Origin of the sequence: Variovorax sp. JS1663 (assembly GCF_002157355.1) — a bacterium.
In the GTDB taxonomy this organism is placed as follows: domain Bacteria; phylum Pseudomonadota; class Gammaproteobacteria; order Burkholderiales; family Burkholderiaceae_C; genus Variovorax.
In genome coordinates this window covers 122,087-141,573 of sequence record NZ_LYMK01000012.1, presented here as the reverse complement: position 1 = coordinate 141,573, position 19,487 = coordinate 122,087, and the positions used below count along the sequence as shown (strand labels likewise).

Below are 19,487 nucleotides of genomic sequence, written 5' to 3'. Positions count from 1 at the left end.
CCATCACTCTGAAACGGAGATGAGATCGGCCGCGGCCCGTTTGAGGCACACGAGGAATCGCTTGCACGATGGCGCCAGATCCTTGTCCGCCCGGATCGAGAAGCCGACGCGTCCCGCGTTGTGCATGGCCGGCATCGACAGGATCGCCAGGCTGCCCACCTTCATCAACTGAACCGCCGCGGCGCGCGGCATGAACGAGAGCAGGTCGCTGTGCAGCATGAGGCCGAGATTCGCGAGCAGCGACAGCGACTCGACCCTGGGCGTGGGCACCGGGATGCCCGCGTCGTGAAACATCTTCTCGGCCGCCATCCGTGCCGGCGACTCCGGCAAGGGGAAGATCCACGCGGCGTCCGCCAGCTCGGCGACGGCGACATCCTCTCGTCCGGCCAGTGGGTGGCCGGTGCCGCAGACCACGCTGAATTCTTCGTCGTAGAGTTCCTCGTGGCGGATCGGGAAGGACATGAACAGCTGCGAATCCCGCTCGGGCAGCCGGCCGACCACGATGTCGATCTCGCCCGTCATCAGCTTGGGAAACAGCTGCGCCGCGGTCCCTTCCTGGATCGTGACGAGCACGCCGGGCGCCTCGTCCTGCAATTGCGCGATCGCCCTCGGAAGCAGGACGGCCGAAGCTGCGATCAGCGTTCCAACGATGAGGTGCCCCGTGTCGCCTTTCCGGAATGCGTGGACCTCGTCAGTCATGAAGCGAAGCTCTGCGATCAGCGTCCGCACGCGTCGGCCGAGCATGAGGCCGAACTCGGTCGGCGTGACGCCCCGGTTCGACCGGTTGAACAGCTCCTCCTCGAAGAAGGACTCCAGCTCGAAGATCGCCTTCGAGATCGCGGGCTGGGTCAATCCGAGTTCGTTGGCAGCCCGGATGAACGATCCCGTGTCGAGAACCCGCGCGAAGACCATCAACTGGCTGAGCTTGAGCTTTCGGCTCAGGTTGATCGTGGAGATGGGTCTGACGGTCAGGCGTTCACTCATGGTTCAAGCTCCCATTTCGTTGTTCGTCGTGAGCGAGGCCTCGACCGGTACGGGCCGGTCACCGGAGGCGGTGGTGCGATCGGCGCGCGCGAACGCGCTGGGCGAGACGCCGACCGAACGGCTGAACGCCGCGCTGAAGGCGCTGGCCGATTGATAGCCGATGCCATGCGCCACTTCCCCCAGGGAGAGGCCGTCATGCCACAGCATGTCCTTCGCCAGGGCCATGCGCCAGCGCAGGACGTACTCCATGGGCGGCACGCCCAGCACCTGCATGAAGCGTGCGGCAAACGCGGCCCGCGACATGCCCACCGCGTCCCCCAGGGCCTCGATCGTCCAGCGGCGCGACACGTCTTCATGAATGAGGCGCAGCGCCTTCGACATGCGGGCGTCCGCCAGGCCCGCGAGAAGGCCGGCGAGCGGGGCGGCGTCATGCACCGGCGCGGGACGCCAGCGCATGGCCTCGATCAGCATGACCTCGACCAGACGGGTCAGGATGGCATCGCCGCCCGCCCTTGGCGTCGTGCTCTCTTCCCCGATGGCGCGGGCGATCCAGGTGAGTCGCTCCGCACCGGGATCGTTGGCCTTGATGTGAACCACCGTCGGCAGCAGGCCGACGAGAAGCGGCGCGTTCGTGGGGTCGAACAGGAAGTACCCACCCAGCATCCGCACGGCCGCCTCGTCCTCCTGGATGCCATGCCGGACCTCCCCGACGGGGGTGGCCTCGGCGACGCGCAGGGTGGGGCGCTCCAGGGCGTCGAGGTCGCTCCCCATCCGGAAGCCGGGCGTTGCCGGCAGCAAGACGTAGTCGCCGGCTTCCATCAGGAAGGGTTCGGCGGATTCCACGCTCAGCCAGCAGGCGCCTTCCAGCATGAGGGCGAAGCTGGGATGGCCGTAGTTGGGGTACTGCACCGCCCAGCTGCCCGCGCCGCTGACGAACTTCGACAGGACGGTTCGCGGACGGAGCAAGGCGACGATGGCGGCCAAGGGGTCGGAGTTTAGACGATCTCGCATGAACGAGAGACTAATCGCCATTGATCGTCTTGGTCAAGCCTCCTAGGATCCCTTTCATCATTTCATCTTGAAGGAATCGAACATGAAAACCGTGCTGATCACGGGCTGCTCTTCGGGCTATGGCAAGGCGACGGCCGAACACTTTCTGGAGCGGGGCTGGCAGGTCATCGCCACGATGCGCCAGCCCGACCCCGGTCTCTCCGGACACGACCGCTTGCGCCTGCTCCCACTCGACGTGACCGACGATGCCAGCATCGCCGACGCCGTGAGGCAGGGCATCGCTGCGTTCGGCGACATCGACGTGCTGGTGAACAACGCCGGGATCGGGCTGTTCTCCGCGTTCGAGAGCACGCCCAAGAACATCATCCGCGAGGTCTTCGAGACCAACACCTTCGGCGCGATGGCGATGACCCAGGCCATCATTCCCCACATGCGCGAGCGCGGCGAGGGGACGATCATCAACGTGACTTCCAGCGTCTGCTTCGCGGGCATGCCCATGGTTGCGCCGTACGCCGCAAGCAAGTGGGCGATCGAAGGCTTCACCGAATCGCTGTTCTACGAGCTGGACTCGGTCGGCATCCGCGTCCGGCTTGTCGAGCCCGGCTACGGTCCCGGAACGGCATTCGCCGCCAATGGCATGGCGCGCATGAGCGGTCTGGTCTCGGTGCCCTACCAGGTCTATGCCGGCCAGTTGATGGCGCAGTTTGAAGGCGCTGGCGCCGTGACGGTCGCGGATCAGGTCGCGGCCGCCGTCTTTGCCGCGGCGACCGACGAGTCGGAGAAACTGCGCTTCCCCGCCGGTCCGGACAGCGAGCACTTGGCGAATGCGCGCTGGAACTGCACCGATGAGCAATTCCTGACGGGAATGCGGTCGATGCTTCGCATGACGAAGTAGTCGGGTCGCCGGAATGCAAGTGAAGCAGCCCCACGCCGCGCGCGCGTGCCGCACCTCCAACCCATGCCGCTGGAAATCCGGATTCGCATGGGCTGGCGTCGCCATGGCGGCCGCGCTCATCGCCGGATGCGGGTCCCTCCACGGCACAAGGGCTGCCGCGTTGTCTTCGGTGCGAACGCTCGAGGAAGTGCGCAGCGAAACGGCGCGCAAGGCCAGGGCGAGCTCCGCTCGACCCGTCGTGGGTCTCGCGCTCGGCGGCGGTGGATTGCGCGGCTACGCCCACGTCGGCGTGCTGCAGGCCCTGGAGGAGGCCGGTATCGACATCGAGGTCGTGGCGGGCACCTCGGCGGGTGCCGTCATCGGCGCGTTCTACGCCAGCGGTCGGACCCCGGTGGAAATCAGGCAACTGGCCGGGACGCTCGACGTCTCCAGCCTCACGGACTGGCGCATCAGCACCGCGTCCTTCATGCGCGGCGATGCGCTGACGCAATGGGTCTCGTCCATGGCAGGCCACACGCCCATCGAGTCGATGCAGCGCCGCTTCGGAGCGGTGGCCGCGGCCATCGATACCGGCGAGGCCGTTCTCATCGACCAGGGCGATGCTGGCATGGCGGTCCGCGCGTCGGCGGCCGTGCCCGGCGCCGTGCAACCCGTCGATTCGCCGCGTGGTCCGCTCGTCGACGGCGGGATCTCCAGCCTTGTTCCGGTGCGCTTCGCACGCGCCCTGGGCGCGGACGTGGTGATCGGCGTGGACATCTACTGCAACAGCCCCCGCGCGTCAGGAACTTCGCTGTTCACGACGCTCGCCAAGGTCGCCCAGACGCAGACCTGTCTCGTGAGCCGTGCGGAGACGGCCGAGGCGGATGTACTCATCGCACCTGGCGTCAGCGTCAAGGACATGAAGAGCGTCACAGAACGCGACGAGGCGATTCTGGCGGGGTACACCATGGCGCGGGCTGCGATGCCTGCGATCCTCGAGCTGATCGAGGGTGGACGCATGGTGGAGTCCGCGGTCGCGGCGGCCTCTCGCTGATATTTCACTGCGCCGCCCAACCGGGCCCCTTTGGAGAAAGCGCGTCGATCTGGTCCCAGCCGAGCAAGGGTCAGGCCTCGGGTTCGTTGCAAACCACTTTAGAAGCCGGCAATTGCACCATCGACTTCCCGCGGCAGGAAATTCATCGGTACGCGGCCTGCACTTCCGGCCCGCACCACGCGGTGGATGAAGTCGAGCTTCTCGATCACCGGCGGGACGACGATGAAGGGGTAGCTGTCGCGTGCGCCGAGGCTGCGGTCCATCGCGTTGATGAACTGCGAGACCGGCAGCCATTGTTCGACGATGGGCGCGCGGATGGATTCGGCGTTCAGGTCGACCGGGCGTACTTTCAGCGCCGGACCGGACGGCGCGGCCAGCTCCAGGTGCGTGCCCCAGGAGGCGGCAGTTTCCAGACCGTCCACCATGTGCAGGTAGTGGGCCCAGGTCTCGGCCCAGTCCTCCCACGGATGCGAACTCGCGTAGACGCTGATGAAGCGCAGGGGCCAGTCGGCGACGGGCGACGCATAGTGGATCTTCAATGCCGCGTCGTAGTCCGCGCGCTCATCGCCGAAGAGCGATCGGAACTCTTCGATCCACGGCGTCCCGCGCACCAGTCGGTCCCAGTAATAGTGCCCGATTTCATGGCGGAAGTGACCCAGCAGCGTGCGGCTGGGCTCGTGCATCGACAGGCGGATGTGCTCGCGGCGCGCATCGTCCGCCTCGGCGATGTTGAGCGTGATGACGCCTTCGTCGTGCCCGGTGAGCACATGCTCCTGCGGGCTCCCCTGCTCGAGAAACTCGAACGACAGGCCGTTGGCAGGGTCTTCGAGCTTGTTCGGCGTCGGCAGCACGAGCTCGATGAGCGTGTAGAACAGGCGGCGCTTGGCCTGTTCGAGCGCGGCCCAGTACCCGTGGTTTTCCGGCTTGGCCAGTGCGGGAATCGTGCGGGTCGTCCGGCACGACAGGCAAAGGTGATGCCCGGTGGCCGAGGGCACCATCCAGTTGCACACATTCGCCTTGCGATTGGCGCACGGGCGGTACGCGGGGCCTTCCAGACCCAGCCGGCGCCATGAGGCGTCGCCCGGTTCGTCGAAGGCCAGCATGCGCTGCTCATCCGGCGCGTAGCCGAGGGTCGAACCGCAAGCTTCGCAGCGCAGGTTCTCGAAGAAAACGCGATTGCAGCATTTCGAGCAGGTCATCTGCTTCATGGCGGCCCTTCGGTCCTGATGCGCTGCACGTGCTTCAACGACGCTTCCTGGCGCGCGTGGTGCGTGTCGTGCGCGCCGGCTTGAGCGGTGCGGTCCACAGCTTGATCCATTCTGAACTCGCCGAGGACGCGGCCGAGGTGGCTGCGCGCCTTGCTTCCGCGGTCATTCGGCCCCGCGCGGAGCCGGCGGCGGCGTTGGCGGCGCTGAGCCACATGCTCATGAATGGGTTCTTCTTCAACCAGGGGTTGGACATGTCGATCTCCGGTGTTTGCAGCGCTATCGTGGGCGGCCTGTCCCGGCAAGTGCCGGAGGGATTGGCCCGTGGTCTTGTGGGATCGGACGCCATACGCATTGAAAACCTCACACAACGTATCGGTCTGCAGCCCAGGACATGCGAGGTCCCTGCTGACATGTCGGCATCGGCAATGCGGCGACCATCGGGGTTGCTCAATCCATTGTGATCCCTCCCCATGAAACTGCTGCTTGGCGTCTATTCGGCGATCCATGCCTTCATGGCGGCCCTTTTCGCCATGGCCGCGGTGATGCTGATCGTGATCGCCGCGCGAATGGCCTGGGCGGCATTCGTCAATGAGCTGGACGCTTCATCGGCGGAAACCATTATCGAGGCGATGGGCCTGCTGGCCGCTGCGGTGGTCGCATTGCAGATTTCCCAGACCATCGCGGAAGAGGAGGTCATCCGTGACGCGCACATCAGTGCACCCACCCGCGTGCGACGGTTTCTTTCGCGCTTCATGGTCGTGATCGTCGTGGCAGTCGCAGTCGAAGCGCTGGTTGCCACCTTCAAGGCGCGTGAAGCCCCTTCGCTGCTGCTCTACGCCGCCGCGACGCTGTGCTCCGTCGGCGTGATCCTTGCCGGGTGGGGGCTCTTCGTGCGGCTCAATCGCTACGCGGAAGAGCTGGAACCGGAGGCCATGGCCGAGGCGAAGCGGGAAGACGCCAAGCTGAAGTAGTCCACCCCTTCATCGCGCCCGAAACTGCTTTGCCGCAAACACCCAGGCCATGCGGGACGCGTCGGGACCCCGCTCATCGCTGTAGGGCTGCTTGGCTGCGCCGCCGCTCCATGCATGCCCGAGGCGCGCGATCTCGACCAGCTTGGCCACTGTGCTTCCCCTGCGTTTGAACTCGGTGATGCGCGTCGGATACCGGCTGCCCCTCTGCACGCTGCGCTGCTTGACGGCCGTGGCGCCTGCCGCGTCGGCCCATGCCTGCACTGCCGCCTGCCCATTGCTGGAGGCCACCACCCGGTCGAGGCCGCCGTGGATCACCATCAACGGGGGCCAAGCTCCGGCCAGGGCCGCTGGCGTCGCGACCAGCGGCTTCGTCGATCGCTGGCCCACCATCGCGCCCATGGCGGAAAGGGTTGAATGCGCTGTCCCCGGCGGGATGCCCGAATGCATGACGACCGCCCTGAAGCGCTCCGGGTGCCTGCTCACCAGCAGCGCAGCCATGCTGGCGCCGGCTGAAAGCCCCGCGACCGCGACACGCGTGCGGTCCACCGGGTACATCAAGCACACCTGGTCGATGGCCTTCATGATCAATGCGACCTCGCCATACGCCCGCCCGGCGGACGTGTCGAACCAGTTCCAGCAGCCCTGCGCGTTGGACACCCGGTCTTGCTCCGGATACAGCACGAGGAATCGCTCGCGCGCCGCAATGCCGTTCATCCGGGTGCTGGTTGCGAAGCTCTTGGCGTCCTGCAAGCAACCGTGCAGCATGACCATCAGCGGCAGTCGCTCCCCAAGCTTGACGCCGGGCGGCCGGTAGAGCCTGAAGCGACGCATTCCCGCCGCGCCCATCGCCACGCCCGAAATCCATTGCCCTGCGCCGGCCGGCGGGCGGCGCTTGTCGATCGCCGACTTCACCACGCCATCGACGACCTGCGCGTTCACGTGCAGGCCGATGCGAGAAAGCGCAGAGACGCTGCGTGCAAAGATCCCGGTCCAGGTGGCCTTCTTGCGCTTGGCCATTCAGCGCCTTCGGCGCTTCGCAGAACCGGCCAATTGACCGCGGAGCGCGTTCGTTGCCGTGCGGGCGGAACCGAGCCGCCTGCGCATCAACGGGTTCTTCGGGGTCCTGGGATCGTTCATGGTGCCTCTCTGTGACCCATTGGCCATCGGATCACAGTCTGGCCATTTGCTCATTGCGGCGGTGCAGCATTTGGCGCGATCGAAGGTCGCCCGTGTCCTACGCTGACGGCAGCGTCGAATGAGAACACCCGAAGGGCGGCCTTGCCCTGCAGGAACGGGCCTCGATCGGCCGGCGGTGGCGCGGGGGTGAACCGCGCTATGCAACGAGATCGCGCTGCACTTCCAGCAGCATGGAGCACTTGATCAAGCCGATCCGGTCCACGGCCTCGGCCATGGTGTAGCCCATCTCGGTCAGCCACTCGGGCCGGTTGAGCACCAGGGCCGCGACGACCCGCTCCCCGTTGGAAAGGGTGCTCAGCCCTTCATCGCGTGCGCCTCTGCACTTCTCGAGCAGCTTTTGGTATTCGATGTCACTTCGCATAACTGGTGGCGTGCTTGTGTAATGGGTCGGATGATCGAATTCTTGTGCATTATGAGTGCTTTGGTTTTCAGAAAATCGCTACATATACCAAGAAGTTCACACCCCTGAACGAACGGACATCGGCCCCTGTCCGTTTGTCCGACACGTGCATACGCCATGTGGGCGATGCCGGACGCCGCCCCGGTTGCTAGATTGACTGGACGCACCGCCCCGCAGCGGCTCCATCGACCCACCAGAAGGCCTCCCATGCTCGACACGGTCTCCAAAGTCGACATCCTCCGCCGCAACGGCATCGTCGTCCCGGCCCGACCGGCGCCCGAGACGGAAGCCTGGAAGGCTGCGGTCGACGCGCTCTTCGATCTCTACGTGGTCCAACGCGCCGCGCACAGCCTGCGCCAGGCGGAGGAAGCCTGCGATCTGGAGCTGATGAACCGCCTGGCCGCTACGTCCTACCAGCGTCGGCGGGTCACGTACTACGCCTGACGCAGCGCGCTGGGCGACATGAATTCGGCAGGGCGGCAACGCCGCCGCATCGTCGTCGGCGGCGGTCTCGCGGCATGCGGGTTGCTGGGGCTCCCAGGGTGTGGCGGAGGCGGTCGCAGTGGCGCGGGCCTGGCGGCTTCGGCCGACGAGGCGAAGATGCGCAACGCCCTTGCCCAGCTCGACGGCCTGGCCACGGCGCTGATGGCGGACACGGGCCTTCCCGGCATGGCCGTCGCGGTGGTTCGCGGCGACCAGGTGGTCTACGCGAAGGGCTTCGGCACGCGGGTTGCCGGCACGAACGCGCCGGTCGATGCCGATACGGTGTTCCAGCTGGCGTCGGTGTCCAAGTCGCTGGGGGCCACGGTGGTGGCGCACCAGGTCGGGGCGGGGGCGGTCGCGTGGGACACCCCCGTGCGCAGGCATCTGCCCTGGTTCGAACTCTCCGACCCCGCCGTGAACGCACAGCTCACGATCGGCGATCTCTACGCGCATCGCTCCGGCTTGCCGGACCATGCCGCCGACCGGCTCGAGGACATGGGCTACGACCAGCAGGAGGTGCTGCGACGCCTGCGCTACCTGCCGCTCGACACCTTCCGCCAGTCCTACCACTACACCAACTTCGGGCTCACCGGGGGCGCGGCCGCGGTGGCCGTTGCGTCCGGCGCCGACTGGGCGACGCTGTCGGAGCAGGCCCTCTACCGGCCGCTGGGCATGAGCCGGACGAGTTCGCGCTTCGCCGACTTCCAGGCGCGGAGCAACCGGGTGGTGGGGCACGTCAAGGTCAATGGCGCCTACGTGCCGGGACCGGTGCGCATGCCCGACGCGCAGGCGCCTGCCGCGAGCATCAGCTCATCGGTGAACGACGTGGCCCGGTGGCTGTCGATGATGCTGGGCCGGGGCGCCTTCCAGGGCCGGCGCATCGTCGATGCCGATGCGTTGGCCCCCGCGGTGTCGCCGCAGGCCCTGAGTTCGCCGGCCAGCGGCGAGCGGCCGGCGGGCCACTACGGCTACGGCTTCAACGTCGGCACCACGGCGGTCGGGCTGCCCTCGTTCAGCCACTCCGGCGGCTTTCTGCTGGGCACGGGGACAGCCTTCATGGTCGTGCCGGCCACCGGGGTCGGCATCGTGGCGCTGACCAATGCGTCGCCGATCGGGGTGCCGGAAATCCTGGGGCTGCAGTTCTTCGACCTGGTGCAGTTCGGCGCGATCCAGCGGCCTTGGAAGCAGATCGTCACGCCGGCCTTCGATGCGATGTCCGCGCCCGAAGGCTCGCTGGTCGGCATGCCGCGTCCCGCGCAACCCCGTCCGCCCCAGAGCCTGTCGGCCTATGCCGGGACCTACGGCAACGCATACCACGGCCCGCTGCAGGTGGTCCAGGAAGCGGGCGGGCTGACGCTGGTGCTGGGGCCGGCGCCACTGCGGATTCCGCTGACGCACTGGGATGGGGACGTCTTCACCTTCACGCTCTTCAACGAGAACGCCGCGCCGGGCACGCTCTCGAAGGCCAGCTTCGCGGGCGATCGCGTGACGCTGGAGTACTACGACCACGAGAAGCTCGGGACTTTCCAGCGCGGCGGCTGATCGCGTTGTCGGCCAGTGCTCAAGCCTTCTTCGACAACGAAGAAGGACAGGTCGTAGTGGTCGCCCTGAAAGTCCCAGACCTGGAATGGCATGAAGCGCTTGCCATCTTCGACCCGCGCACCCTAGTGCTTGACCAGGTTGGTGCCACGCTCTTCCTTGTCAAAGTCCCTGACGGTGACGACCCCGGCGCATACTGGTCGTCCATGAGCTGCTGAACCCGTTGGCGGTATCGATTGAGCGATACCCAGTTCAGCAGGTCCAGTGTCTTGGCGCGGTTGGAAGCCGCGTACGTCACGAAACGAATCGCGGCTTCCTCGGCGTCCGTCACACAAGCTGCCGATTCGTCCACGCGCCTCAGCCTCGTTAAGGCGACGTTGTTGGGCGTGCGCCGCAAAGGTCCGGTCCTGGCCGTCACCGGGCCATCTGCTGCGCGCCGCTCACCTTGGCCGCACGCTTGTCGAACGTCCACAACGGCTCCTCTCCGGCCTGTGCCGCCAGGGCGATGTGCAGGCAATCAGCGAAGTCGGCTAGACCGTTGCGGTACAGCTGCAGTGCCACTTCAAGGGCTCGCTCTGACTCAAAGGCAAGTTCGGCCGTCGAGAACAGGTTCGACAGCGCCTCCATCACCTCATCCTTTTCATATTCAAAGCTGGCGCGAAGAACCCATTCGAGCTCGAGCGTGACCGTCACCGGGACAAAAAGCGTCTGGCCTTCGGCTACGCACCTATGGATGAGCCGTCTCGCCGAGGCCAACTGCGCCTCGTCGTCTTGCACGACATAGCGCACCAAGACGTTGGTGTCGAGCGCGGGCATCAGCGCCAGGGGTTCATCTCTTCGACGGCAACCCGCTTGCGCTTCGGAGTCTTCAGCATTCCGGCCATGTCGAGGATAGATTTTGTCTTTGCCCGAACGATGATCGTGCCGTCTGGCGTTACGGACCAGACCAACCGGGTTCCAGGCTTGGCATGCACGAGCGCCCTCACGTCTGCGGGAACCGTCGTTTGGCCTTTGGCAGTAATGGTGGATTCAGTCATAGCGATCCTTACTTTTAAACCAATTGTAATGCATCCGGCAGGGCGACGCTGGTTTCTTGTTGCCGTCCGCCCGAGGATTGCTCTGGAGCGATTCTGACCGGCTACCTCAGCGTCGGCTTCTGGGTGAGGAAGCGGGTCGACCCCATCCAGTGCTTGAGCGTGCCGAATACGTGCTCGACCGTTCGCCGACGTAACGTCATCGCATCGGGCTTGCGATCCAGGCGCTGCTGCGCGCGCTCGAGCACCGCCTCGTGCTCCCATCGCCGCACTCGCCGATAGGCACTGGGTGTGTGCACTGCGGCTTCAGCGGGCAACTTGGGCAGGCGCTGGTCCAATACAGGCGTGCATGCAGGCCGTTCTTCTCCACAGTGCTGAACCTGAAGACGGCCCGTTGTCCTGGTCGAACCATCCGCTTCCCTCAGCGCATCGTTCAAGCCACGGGGAGTGATTGCAAGAAGGAAACAGCGGTCGGTATCACCGCTTGAGCAACTTGTAAGGCGCAACCTCCAAAGCAAGAGCCAAGCGTTCGAGATTGTCCAGCGAGATGTTTCGGGCCTGTCGCTCGACGTGGGCCACAAACGTCCTGTGCAGCCCAGCCTCAAGGGCAAGAGCTTCCTGAGACCACCCTCGTTCTGCTCTCAATCGGATGAGGTTGGCGGCGAGCACCTCTCTTGCCGAGAGATCGTTGAGCTGTGCGGAGTTGGCTGGGCGAGACACTGCGCCGCAGTTTCGCCACATGATGCTTTTAAGTCAGCCGCGTTTAAGTCACAATGACTTGCTTTTGCACTGAATCGTTGGGTCTGCCTGCCTCCGGGCGCTAGAAGCGGGTCAGCACCGTCCAGACCAGGGCCGCGTAGCCCACCACCGCCAGCGTCTTGACCCATTCCCGCACGCGCCAGCGCAGCAGGCGGCGCAGGATCCACAGCAGCACCACGGCGATCAGGATCCAGATGGCCCAGGCAGCGTAGGCGGGGTAGCGCACCCAGCCGTCGGCCTTGTCGACGATGCGCACGCCGTGCGGTTCCTGGTACTGGCCGGTCAGGACGAAGCCCGCGATGGTGTCCCACCAGCCTTCGTCCAGCGCGGCGCTGTGGCCGCCGGCCGCGCGCCGGGTGTTGACCTCGGGGTTCAGCCGGAAGCCGTCGTGGCCGGCGCTGCCCAGGTCCTGGATGCCCACCTCCTGCAGCGCGTTCGGGAACCAGGCCACCACCCAGTCCGCGGAGGCCAGGAAGTTCAGCACCCGGGACACACGGCCCTGGCGGATCAGCTCGGGCCAGCCGTAGTCGCGGTGGACCACGCTGCCGGCGAAGGCCACGTTCTTGAAGCGCACGGCCGGGTAGTCTTCCAGCGCCTTGGCGATCAGGTAGGTGCCATGGCTGTGGCCCACGTAGGAGAAGGCGGCCGCGGGGTACTGGGCCTTGGCCTCGGTGTAGCGGTCCATCAGCCATTCGACCTTCTCCTGCCGCGCGCCAGGCCGCAGGAAGGAGAACATGGGGAAGTAGCCGTAGCTCGAGGTTTCGGTCGCGATCAGGGGCAGCTTCCTCTCGCGCCCCATGTGGACGATGCGGCGCGCGATTTTCTCGGTCCAGTAGCCCTCGTCGCGGATGCCGTGCATGACGAAGACCACGTCTTTCACCGTGGGGTCGGTCACCGGCGCCTTGCCGACGGGCTGCACGGCGGCGTCGCCGAACTCGCTTTTCGTCAGGGCGTCGAGGAGGACCCGGGCGCGCCCGGCGCCATGTTCCGGGTCGGCCACCTCGACCACGTCGGCATGGCCGGACCGCGGCACGTCGAGGTAGACGAAGTCGTCGCCGGTGATGAGGTCGATGTTGTCGTCCGGCGGGACCAGGTCGTCCTTGGTGCCCAGCAGCTGGACCACGCAGGCGCCGCCCGGCACCGGCGGGCCGGTGCGGCAGCGGGTGGCGCGCCGGCCCGGCGGCTGGTCGTGCGGCAGGCCGGTGCGCATCTCCAGCCATTGCAGCCGCAGCTGCGTGATGAAGGGCGCGCCGCGGCGCGCGGAGAACACGATGGGCGGCTTGCCGAAGGCGCCCATCGCATCGCCCAGCGCGCTGCCCGCGCTCATGTAGAGCGCGCGCTGCAGGCTCATGTGGTGCGAGATGGTCCAGCCGCGGTTCATGCCCGCGAGCAGCACCAGCCGGTCGACCTGGCGGGCCCAGTCGCGTTCCTTGTCGATACCCGGCGCGCCCAGCGCGGCAAGGGTCTCGGCCAGGTCGGGCTCGAAGGGCGCGCCCGGCTTCGATCCGTTGGCCGCCGCGTAGACCTTGCGCGCATACAAGGCGCCCATGCTGTGTCCGACGAGGAGGATGTGCTGGTAGGGCCCGCCACTCGCCTTCCGGTCGCTCCAGGCCTGGTCGATGCGCGCCAGCGCCCGCGCCACCACGTCGGCGGGCCGCGCGGTGGAGAGCAGGGCGAAGGGCAGGTCCAGCGGCAGGATGTCGGCGGCCGGGAACTGCTCGCGCAACAGCTTCCTCAGGGGCAGCAGATCCTCCTGTTCCCGATCGAAGCCGTGGAACAGCACGATCAGGGTGGTAGCGTCCTTGCCGGGGTCGATGGGGGTGACGGCCTGGGGTTCGCCGCCGCAGCCCGGCAGCAGGACGCCGGCCGCCAGCGCGGCCAGCCAGAGACGCAGCACACGCAGCAGCATCCTCGCTCCTCGTTCGATGGTTGTTGTGGCGTGCATCCGCGGCCGAGCCGGCCTGGCGGTGCACGCTGACTTTTTGTCCAGGCGGAATGCTACGTGGCTGCGGCGGGGGCGCAAGGGGCCGGGTGCGCTCAGCCTCGGGCGGGTTTCAGGCGGCCAGTGCCAGCTCCGGCCGCTGCCGCGCGCCGCGGCGCAGGCTCTGCGGCGGCTGGCCCAGGGTGCGCAGGAAGGCGCGGCGCATGCGCTCGGGATCGCCGAAGCCGGCTTCCCGCGCGATCACGCCGAGCGTGAGATCACCGGTCTCGATCAGGCCGCGGGCCGCCTCCACGCGGAGGTGTTCGACCGCGTGCGCGGGCGACTGCCCGGTTTCGGCCTTGAAGGCACGGCTGAACTGGCGCGGGCTCAGGTGGGCGACCTCGGCCAGGTCCTCCACCGACAGTGCATCGCGCAGGTTGGCGCGCGCGTGGCTCAGCGTGCGCTGGATGCGGTCCGACTTGGGCTCCAGCTCCAGCAGGGCGGAGAACTGGGACTGGCCCCCGGGGCGCCGGTAATAGACCACCATCTTCCTTGCGACCGCGCGCGCGGCCGGCGCGCCCAGGTCCTGCTCCACCATGGCCAGCACCAGGTCGATGCAGGCGGTCATGCCGGCGGAGGTCCAGACCGGTCCGTCCTGGATGAAGATGCGGTCGGGCTCCACCCGCACGGCGGGGTGGCGTTGCTGCAGCGCCTGCGCGAAGCCCCAGTGCGTGGTGGCGCGCCGGCCATCGAGCAGGCCGGCCTCGGCCAGCGCGAAAGCGCCGGTGCAGATGCTGGCGACGCGCCGCGCGCGGCGCAATGCCGAATTCAGGAAGCGGCACAGCCGCGGCGTCGCGCTGGTGGCGATGAGTGCGCCGGTCATCACCACCGTGTCGAAGCGCGCCTGCGTGAAGCGCCGGGTGTCGACCATCGCGCCGCTGGAACTCGCCACCAGCCCGCCCGTCTCGGACAGCAGCTCGACGCGGTAGAGCGGCTCGGCCAACTGCGCGTTGGCGAGTTCGAAGGCGGCGATGGCGGCCAGGTCCAGGATCTGGAAGCCCGGAAAGACCAGCATGGCGACGGTTTTCATGCCGGGAGGGTACGCGGGAAGGGACAACCATGTCTTGAAAGGTGGCAAATATGTCATTCAAGCCATGGTGGTCGAGCCCAAACTGGAGATCAGCCGTCGGCCATTCGACGTGCAGACCTCCAACCAAAGGATCGATCGCCATGACCCCCTCTTCCACCCCCCTGGGCACCGCCCTCATCACGGGCGCTTCCTCCGGCATCGGCGCCATCTACGCCGATCGCCTCGCTCGCCGCGGCCACGACCTGGTGCTGGTCGCCCGCAACCGCGAGCGCCTGCAGGCGCTGGCCGACCGGCTCGGCACCCAGACCGGCCGCCGTGTCGAGACGCTGGTCGCCGACCTGACCCACCCGCACGACGTGGCGCGCGTGGAAGAGCGGCTGCGCAGCGACGAGCGCATCACCATGCTGGTCAACAATGCCGGACTGGGCGCCACCGCGCCGCTGGTCGACTCGGACATCGACAAGATGGAAGCCATGCTCGCGCTGAACGTGAACACGCTGACCCGCCTGACCTACGCAGCGGTGCCGGTCTTCCTGAAGCGCCCGGGCGCGTCGATCGTGAACATCGCGTCCATCGTCGCCATCTCGCCGGAGACCCTGAACGGCGTCTACGGTGCCAGCAAGGCCTACGTGCTGGCGCTGGGCCACTCGCTGCAGCACGAGCTGGCGGGCCGGGGCGTGCGGATCCAGACCGTGTTGCCGGGCGCCACCGCCACCGAGTTCTGGGACATCGCCGGTGTGCCCGTCTCCCACCTGCCCAGCGAGATCGTGATGACGGCGGACGATCTGGTCGACGCCGCGCTGACGGGTTTCGATCGGGGCGAGACGGTCACCATCCCGTCCCTGCAGGATGCGGCGGACTGGGAGGCCTACGAGGGCGCGCGCCGGGCCATGTCGGGCCGGCTGTCGAGCGCGAAGGTCGCGCCGCGCTACGCCGCGGGCTGACCTGTCCGCCGCACGGCAGCGACGTCAGGAGGCCGCGCCGCAGGGACCGCCGGATCGCGCGTGCGGCAGGGCCGGGACAGGAGCGACCTGCGCAGCGGCGGCGCCAGCCCGCGCACCGGCGGTGTGCAGCAGCAGCCCGCCGACCACCAGCGCCATGCCCGCGAGCTCGTGCCCCGAGGGCAGCCGGCCCAGCGCCAGGCTCAGCAGGAGCGCCGACACCGGCACGAAGTTCAGGAAGGCCGTGGCCGATACCGCGCCCATGCTGCGGACGCCGTAGTTGTAGGCCAGCACCGCGATGGCCGACGACACCACGCCGATGTACAGCAGGCCCTGCCAGGCGAGCTGCAGCCCCGGGACGGCCGGCGGCGCGGCCAGGCCGACGGCGGTCGCGCCGAGCGCCCCGAGCAGCAGCAGCGGCCAGGCGGCCAGCACGGTCAGCGCGCTGTACTCGACCACGTCCAGGGTGCCGGCGAAGCGGGCGGCGCCGCGCGTGTACCAGACCCAGCCGAGCGTGCCGGCGAAGGCGATCGCGTCGCCGAACGCGGTGGAGGCGCCGCCCTGCGCGCCGTGCGCGGGCTCCAGCACGCCGGAGACGATCACCACGCCGGCCAGCGCCATCGCGCTGGCGAGCAGCGTGCTCCGCGTGGGCCGCGCGCCATCCAGCGCCCAGCGCAGCAGCTGGGTCGTGATGGGCGTGGTCGCCATGAGGATGGCGCCGTGCGAGGGCACCGAATGGGCCAGGCCCACCAGCAGCATGACGCTGAAGACGCCGAAGCCCGCCACGCCGCGCAGCGCCAGCGGCCCGGCGTGTGCGCGCAGCTTGCGCCAGGGCGCCGCGCCGCGCGGCAGCAGCAGGGCCGCGAAGAGCAGGGCCGACAGGGTGTAGCGGATCAGCGTGAGCCAGAAGGGATCGACGTGCCGCAGCACGCCCTGGCCGACGAGGAACATGCCGCCCCAGGCGGAGGTGGCGGCGAGCAGCGCGGCGATGCCGAGCGGGGAGGAGGAAACGGGCATGGAAGGCATCCGGAGACGTGAAATCGATGCCCGAAGAATGGGTGCGGGCCGCCCCGATGACCATTCGTTTCTTTGGACGGGGGTCTCCGGATTTGCGAATGGCGTGTGCCCGGGCGCGCGCCCACAATCCGGGCCATGGAGCTGTACCAACTCAAGACCTTCGTCGCCATCGCCCGCGAGGGCAGCCTGACCCGGGCCGCCGAGCGTGTTTTCACCAGCGCCCCGGCAGTCAGCGCGCAGCTCAAGGCGCTGGAGGACGAACTGGGCGTGAGGCTCTTCGATCGCACGCCGCGCGGCATGACGCCGACCGAGGCCGGCCTGACCCTGCTGGAGGAGGCCGAGCGCACCCTGGCCTCGGCCACGCGCATGCGCTCGGCGGCCGAGCAGATCCGCGGCCAGGCGCAGGGCGTGGTGCGCTTCGGCACGGTGGTGGACCCGGTCGCCTTGCGGCTGGGCGAGGTGCTGGTGAAGCTGGCCGAGCGGCATCCGCAGGTGTCGCTGCAGCTGCAGCAGGGCCTGTCGCACCAGACCCTGGCGGCGGTGCAGCGCGGCGAGCTGGACTGCGCCTATGCGCTGGGCGACGCGGAGGCGATCGAGGGCCTGGCGGTGCACCGCCTGGGCGTCGTGGACCTGGTGGTGGCTTTGCCGGTGCCGCTGGCCGAGGCGCATCCGGCGCTGACGCTGGACGAGCTCACCGGTCTCAGCTGGGTGGGCACGCCCAATTCCTGCGTGATGCGCAAGCACCTGGACGGCCTGTTCGCCAGCGCCGGCCGCGAATACCGGCCGGGCCGCACCGCCGACAGCGAGGGCACGATCCGCAGCATGGTGGCCAGCGGGCTCGGGCCCGGCGTGATGCGCCACGACCAGGCGCTGCAGGCGGAACGCAATGGGGAGCTCAGGATCTGGCCCGGCTGGCGCGCCCACACCTGGCTGTGCTGGGTGGAGGCGGAGGGCCGGCGCGCGGCGGCGGTGGATGCAGTGCGCACGGCGGTGATGGAAGCCTGGGCCTGAGCCCGTCGGCCGCGTCCGCCTGCGACGGGTAGGACGATGCAGGCTTTTCCTACGCGGCGGACCCTGGGACGCGGGCAGGCTATGCCCCGAAACCGACCACTTCCACTTTGCCCGCGCAGGACGTCATGACCACACCCGCTACCTCACCCGCCCGCCTGTTCATTCCCCCGATCGCCGACTCGGCGACAGAGCGCAGCATCGACGTCACCGATCCGCGCGACATCGACTACTGGACCGAGGCGCTGGGCGTGACCGAGACCGAACTGCGGCTGGCCGTGGCCGCGGTCGGCAGCTCAGTGCAGGACGTGCGCGACCACCTGGGCTGCTGAATTCAGCTGTGCCTTGGGCGGCTGCGGCTTGGGGTCGCAGCCGGTGAGCGCTGCGAGGGCGAGGGATGCCAGCGCGATGCAGAGAATTCGTAGCTTCATGCGCGTCTCCTTCGTGAGGGCCGTGGGCTCGATGGCCCATTCTGGTGCCGGCGCGCATGCCGCGGCTGTCAGCCGATGGCGCTGTTTTCCGCTCAGGCCAAAGCGTCTTGCCAGGGTTCGAGCGCCGCACCGCTCCACCGCATCAGCCGCGCACCGCCGGCATCGACCAGTGCAACGGGCTGCCCGTTCCAGCAGGGCAACTTGTCCTGCTGCAGCTGGGCCAGCCATTCGGGCAAGTCGACACCGTCGTCCGGGGGCATCACCTGGTGCAGCCACGTGCCGGTGTTGAGGTAGACGCCGCCTTCGGCCGTGACCAGCGACTTCGCCGCATGGGTGTGTCCGGTGATGGCGACGACGTCGTGGCTCCAGCGATCGGTCACCTGTCGAGACAAGCGATCCGGTTTCGCGGCCCGAAACCCCTCCCGCGTCGCCGCCAGTGTTTTCCCCAAGGCCCGCCACAGCAAGGCGCGCACCGCCCCCTCGCCGCCGGAGAGCATCTCGTTCCCGAGCAGGCCGGGTTCGGCCTCGGCCTGTCCGGCAAAGTAGGCGTCCAGTTCGTGTTCGATGTGCAGGGGCTCCACGCCGGTCTCGGCTGCGGCATCGCTCGCATTCCAGGCGATGTTCGCCGTCAGCTCATCGACCCAGTCCGGGTCGCCCGTGCCGGCCTGCGCCTCGGCGGTGCCATCCAGCAGCATCGGCCCGCCCAGGCCGCTGGCCATCAGCGCCTTGCGCACCATCGCGGCGGCACCGATGCCCAGCGCATCCTTCAGGCGCTTGCCCGCCAGGCGCGGGTCGAGCAGCATGATCGCCAGCACGACGGCCTGGTCTGAAGGCAGGCGGTCGATGAAGGGGAAGCGCTGCGTACCGGCGGGCGTCTTGGCACGGCGAAACGGGTTGATCACCTGGCATACCAGGCGAGAACCGGGCGGCAGGGGCACCGTCTCGTCACCGTCGCCCTGTGCCTGGCGCATCTGCGTGCTGCTGATGGCGTTGAAGGGGTCTTCGTGATGCCCATGCACGCCCATCACGGTGTGGCCCGCCACGTGGAGGCGCCACTGGCCGTCCCAAGGCGGAAGCGTCGTGTCGCTGCCCAGGCGCTTCGCCAGCACCTGCTGCACGGTGGCCAGGTTCAGCTCGGGGTCGTGGTTGCCGGGCAGGCAGCTCAGCGCATGTCCCGCGGCGGTGAAGCGGCGCAATGCCTGCACCACGTTGCGGTGGGCGGGCTCGGCATCCAGCGCGTCGAGGATGGTCTCCATGCGCTGCGGCGCCAGTGGCAGCGTGAGCGCGTCGTAGCCGGGGATCTGCAGGAAGTCGAACACGTCGCCGTTCAATACCAGCCGCTGCGGTGGATCGGTCGCCGGCGCGGCGGCGAGGTGATCGATCAGCGCCACCAACGGCTCGTGTGCCGCGAAGACGCATTGCTCGCCGGGTGGGGCGAGGTGGAGATCGCTCAGGACGAGCAGGCGACTGGCGGTGGGGTCAGCATTCATCGGTGGTCCTCCTCAAGGGTGAAGGGGGCGAGTGGAGATCGATTTCCCCGCATCGCTTCGCCTTCGACACGGAAG

General features: G+C 68.1%; 22 protein-coding genes and 1 pseudogene. 9 read left to right on the top strand and 14 right to left on the bottom strand.

The window, feature by feature from the left end; genetic code table 11:
- Positions 1-3: 3 nt before the first annotated feature.
- Both A8M77_RS12830 and A8M77_RS12825 read right to left on the bottom strand, forming a co-directional pair.
- Positions 4-984 (bottom strand): LysR substrate-binding domain-containing protein, encoded by a 981-nt coding sequence (locus A8M77_RS12830; RefSeq protein WP_238136802.1) that lies wholly within the window; start codon positions 982-984, stop codon positions 4-6.
- Between the two features lie 3 nt (positions 985-987).
- Entirely contained in the window at positions 988-1,968 is a 981-nt protein-coding gene (locus A8M77_RS12825; RefSeq protein WP_337590016.1) for an AraC family transcriptional regulator, read from the bottom strand.
- 109 nt (positions 1,969-2,077) lie between these two features.
- Here A8M77_RS12825 and A8M77_RS12820 point away from each other — a divergent pair, with 109 nt between their 5' ends.
- Together A8M77_RS12820 and A8M77_RS12815 are read left to right on the top strand one after the other, a co-directional pair.
- Positions 2,078-2,890, top strand: coding sequence for an SDR family oxidoreductase (locus A8M77_RS12820; protein WP_086921881.1), 813 nt, complete (start codon positions 2,078-2,080; stop codon positions 2,888-2,890).
- Positions 2,891-2,909: 19 nt separating this feature from the next.
- Entirely contained in the window at positions 2,910-3,923 is a 1,014-nt protein-coding gene (locus A8M77_RS12815) for a patatin-like phospholipase family protein (protein WP_158100921.1), read from the top strand.
- 98 nt (positions 3,924-4,021) lie between these two features.
- Here the strand turns inward: A8M77_RS12815 and A8M77_RS12810 are convergent, their stop codons facing one another.
- Positions 4,022-5,131, bottom strand: a complete 1,110-nt coding sequence (locus A8M77_RS12810; RefSeq protein ID WP_086921879.1) for a zinc-binding metallopeptidase family protein — start codon at positions 5,129-5,131, stop codon at positions 4,022-4,024.
- Positions 5,132-5,160: 29 nt separating this feature from the next.
- Between A8M77_RS12810 and A8M77_RS37375 the strand changes: the two genes are divergently transcribed.
- Entirely contained in the window at positions 5,161-5,592 is a 432-nt protein-coding gene (locus tag A8M77_RS37375) for a hypothetical protein (RefSeq protein ID WP_158100920.1), read from the top strand.
- 9 nt (positions 5,593-5,601) lie between these two features.
- Entirely contained in the window at positions 5,602-6,102 is a 501-nt protein-coding gene (locus A8M77_RS12800) for a hypothetical protein (RefSeq protein ID WP_086921877.1), read from the top strand.
- A gap of 9 nt (positions 6,103-6,111) precedes the next feature.
- Here A8M77_RS12800 and A8M77_RS12795 read toward each other — a convergent pair whose 3' ends face one another.
- Both A8M77_RS12795 and A8M77_RS12790 read right to left on the bottom strand, forming a co-directional pair.
- Positions 6,112-7,119 (bottom strand): extracellular catalytic domain type 1 short-chain-length polyhydroxyalkanoate depolymerase, encoded by a 1,008-nt coding sequence (locus tag A8M77_RS12795; RefSeq protein WP_086921876.1) that lies wholly within the window; start codon positions 7,117-7,119, stop codon positions 6,112-6,114.
- A gap of 316 nt (positions 7,120-7,435) precedes the next feature.
- On the bottom strand, positions 7,436-7,660 hold the full coding sequence (locus A8M77_RS12790; protein ID WP_086921875.1) for a hypothetical protein: 225 nt from the start codon (positions 7,658-7,660) through the stop codon (positions 7,436-7,438).
- A 246-nt stretch (positions 7,661-7,906) separates the two neighbouring features.
- On the opposite strand from A8M77_RS12790, the gene A8M77_RS12785 reads away from it, so the two are divergent.
- Together A8M77_RS12785 and A8M77_RS12780 are read left to right on the top strand one after the other, a co-directional pair.
- On the top strand, positions 7,907-8,143 hold the full coding sequence (locus A8M77_RS12785; protein WP_086921874.1) for a hypothetical protein: 237 nt from the start codon (positions 7,907-7,909) through the stop codon (positions 8,141-8,143).
- 18 nt (positions 8,144-8,161) lie between these two features.
- The gene (locus A8M77_RS12780; RefSeq protein WP_086921873.1) at positions 8,162-9,724 is read left to right on the top strand and encodes a serine hydrolase; all 1,563 of its coding nucleotides are present in this window, start codon (positions 8,162-8,164) and stop codon (positions 9,722-9,724) included.
- A 411-nt stretch (positions 9,725-10,135) separates the two neighbouring features.
- Here A8M77_RS12780 and A8M77_RS12770 read toward each other — a convergent pair whose 3' ends face one another.
- From A8M77_RS12770 to A8M77_RS12745, 6 genes and pseudogenes are all read right to left on the bottom strand, one after another.
- Complete coding sequence (locus A8M77_RS12770) at positions 10,136-10,537, bottom strand: PIN domain-containing protein (RefSeq protein ID WP_086921871.1); 402 nt, start codon at positions 10,535-10,537, stop codon at positions 10,136-10,138.
- Entirely contained in the window at positions 10,537-10,758 is a 222-nt protein-coding gene (locus A8M77_RS12765; RefSeq protein ID WP_086921870.1) for an AbrB/MazE/SpoVT family DNA-binding domain-containing protein, read from the bottom strand. Before A8M77_RS12765 ends, A8M77_RS12770 begins: the two co-directional genes overlap by 1 nt.
- A 119-nt stretch (positions 10,759-10,877) precedes the next feature.
- Positions 10,878-11,155, bottom strand: a pseudogene (locus A8M77_RS12760) (transposase); the annotation flags it as partial.
- Between the two features lie 77 nt (positions 11,156-11,232).
- Entirely contained in the window at positions 11,233-11,496 is a 264-nt protein-coding gene (locus A8M77_RS12755) for a helix-turn-helix domain-containing protein (protein WP_086921869.1), read from the bottom strand.
- 79 nt (positions 11,497-11,575) lie between these two features.
- Positions 11,576-13,423, bottom strand: coding sequence for an esterase/lipase family protein (locus A8M77_RS12750; protein ID WP_086921868.1), 1,848 nt, complete (start codon positions 13,421-13,423; stop codon positions 11,576-11,578).
- Between the two features lie 145 nt (positions 13,424-13,568).
- Entirely contained in the window at positions 13,569-14,525 is a 957-nt protein-coding gene (locus A8M77_RS12745; RefSeq protein WP_086921867.1) for a GlxA family transcriptional regulator, read from the bottom strand.
- 140 nt (positions 14,526-14,665) lie between these two features.
- Between A8M77_RS12745 and A8M77_RS12740 the strand changes: the two genes are divergently transcribed.
- The gene (locus tag A8M77_RS12740; RefSeq protein WP_086921866.1) at positions 14,666-15,469 is read left to right on the top strand and encodes an SDR family NAD(P)-dependent oxidoreductase; all 804 of its coding nucleotides are present in this window, start codon (positions 14,666-14,668) and stop codon (positions 15,467-15,469) included.
- Positions 15,470-15,493: 24 nt separating this feature from the next.
- Here the strand turns inward: A8M77_RS12740 and A8M77_RS12735 are convergent, their stop codons facing one another.
- Positions 15,494-16,483, bottom strand: coding sequence for a DMT family transporter (locus tag A8M77_RS12735; RefSeq protein ID WP_086921865.1), 990 nt, complete (start codon positions 16,481-16,483; stop codon positions 15,494-15,496).
- 135 nt (positions 16,484-16,618) lie between these two features.
- Between A8M77_RS12735 and A8M77_RS12730 the strand changes: the two genes are divergently transcribed.
- A complete protein-coding gene (locus A8M77_RS12730; RefSeq protein WP_086921864.1) occupies positions 16,619-17,494 on the top strand; it encodes a LysR family transcriptional regulator in 876 nt (291 codons plus the stop codon).
- A 125-nt stretch (positions 17,495-17,619) separates the two neighbouring features.
- Positions 17,620-17,823, top strand: a complete 204-nt coding sequence (locus tag A8M77_RS12725; RefSeq protein WP_086921863.1) for a DUF3606 domain-containing protein — start codon at positions 17,620-17,622, stop codon at positions 17,821-17,823.
- Here A8M77_RS12725 and A8M77_RS37230 read toward each other — a convergent pair.
- Both A8M77_RS37230 and A8M77_RS12720 read right to left on the bottom strand, forming a co-directional pair.
- The gene (locus A8M77_RS37230) at positions 17,788-17,922 is read right to left on the bottom strand and encodes a hypothetical protein (protein WP_272947435.1); all 135 of its coding nucleotides are present in this window, start codon (positions 17,920-17,922) and stop codon (positions 17,788-17,790) included. The genes A8M77_RS12725 and A8M77_RS37230 overlap by 36 nt on opposite strands.
- A 92-nt stretch (positions 17,923-18,014) precedes the next feature.
- Positions 18,015-19,412 carry a metallophosphoesterase gene (locus tag A8M77_RS12720; protein ID WP_086921862.1) on the bottom strand — a complete coding sequence of 466 codons (1,398 nt, stop codon included), beginning with the start codon at positions 19,410-19,412 and terminating at the stop codon, positions 18,015-18,017.
- Positions 19,413-19,487: the final 75 nt, after the last annotated feature.

Bases quoted from the DNA above. Each gene is read 5' to 3' on its own strand.
- A8M77_RS12830 (WP_238136802.1), bottom strand. From the start codon at position 984: ATGAGTGAACGCCTGACCGTCAGACCCATCTCCACGATCAACCTGAGC.
- A8M77_RS12820 (WP_086921881.1), top strand. From the start codon at position 2,078: ATGAAAACCGTGCTGATCACGGGCTGCTCTTCGGGCTATGGCAAGGCG.
- A8M77_RS12810 (WP_086921879.1), bottom strand. From the start codon at position 5,131: ATGAAGCAGATGACCTGCTCGAAATGCTGCAATCGCGTTTTCTTCGAG.
- A8M77_RS12800 (WP_086921877.1), top strand. From the start codon at position 5,602: ATGAAACTGCTGCTTGGCGTCTATTCGGCGATCCATGCCTTCATGGCG.
- A8M77_RS12795 (WP_086921876.1), bottom strand. From the start codon at position 7,119: ATGGCCAAGCGCAAGAAGGCCACCTGGACCGGGATCTTTGCACGCAGC.
- A8M77_RS12790 (WP_086921875.1), bottom strand. From the start codon at position 7,660: ATGCGAAGTGACATCGAATACCAAAAGCTGCTCGAGAAGTGCAGAGGC.
- A8M77_RS12785 (WP_086921874.1), top strand. From the start codon at position 7,907: ATGCTCGACACGGTCTCCAAAGTCGACATCCTCCGCCGCAACGGCATC.
- A8M77_RS12780 (WP_086921873.1), top strand. From the start codon at position 8,162: ATGAATTCGGCAGGGCGGCAACGCCGCCGCATCGTCGTCGGCGGCGGT.
- A8M77_RS12770 (WP_086921871.1), bottom strand. From the start codon at position 10,537: ATGCCCGCGCTCGACACCAACGTCTTGGTGCGCTATGTCGTGCAAGAC.
- A8M77_RS12765 (WP_086921870.1), bottom strand. From the start codon at position 10,758: ATGACTGAATCCACCATTACTGCCAAAGGCCAAACGACGGTTCCCGCA.
- A8M77_RS12755 (WP_086921869.1), bottom strand. From the start codon at position 11,496: ATGTGGCGAAACTGCGGCGCAGTGTCTCGCCCAGCCAACTCCGCACAG.
- A8M77_RS12750 (WP_086921868.1), bottom strand. From the start codon at position 13,423: ATGCTGCTGCGTGTGCTGCGTCTCTGGCTGGCCGCGCTGGCGGCCGGC.
- A8M77_RS12745 (WP_086921867.1), bottom strand. From the start codon at position 14,525: ATGAAAACCGTCGCCATGCTGGTCTTTCCGGGCTTCCAGATCCTGGAC.
- A8M77_RS12740 (WP_086921866.1), top strand. From the start codon at position 14,666: ATGACCCCCTCTTCCACCCCCCTGGGCACCGCCCTCATCACGGGCGCT.
- A8M77_RS12735 (WP_086921865.1), bottom strand. From the start codon at position 16,483: ATGCCCGTTTCCTCCTCCCCGCTCGGCATCGCCGCGCTGCTCGCCGCC.
- A8M77_RS12730 (WP_086921864.1), top strand. From the start codon at position 16,619: ATGGAGCTGTACCAACTCAAGACCTTCGTCGCCATCGCCCGCGAGGGC.
- A8M77_RS12725 (WP_086921863.1), top strand. From the start codon at position 17,620: ATGACCACACCCGCTACCTCACCCGCCCGCCTGTTCATTCCCCCGATC.
- A8M77_RS37230 (WP_272947435.1), bottom strand. From the start codon at position 17,922: ATGAAGCTACGAATTCTCTGCATCGCGCTGGCATCCCTCGCCCTCGCA.
- A8M77_RS12720 (WP_086921862.1), bottom strand. From the start codon at position 19,412: ATGAATGCTGACCCCACCGCCAGTCGCCTGCTCGTCCTGAGCGATCTC.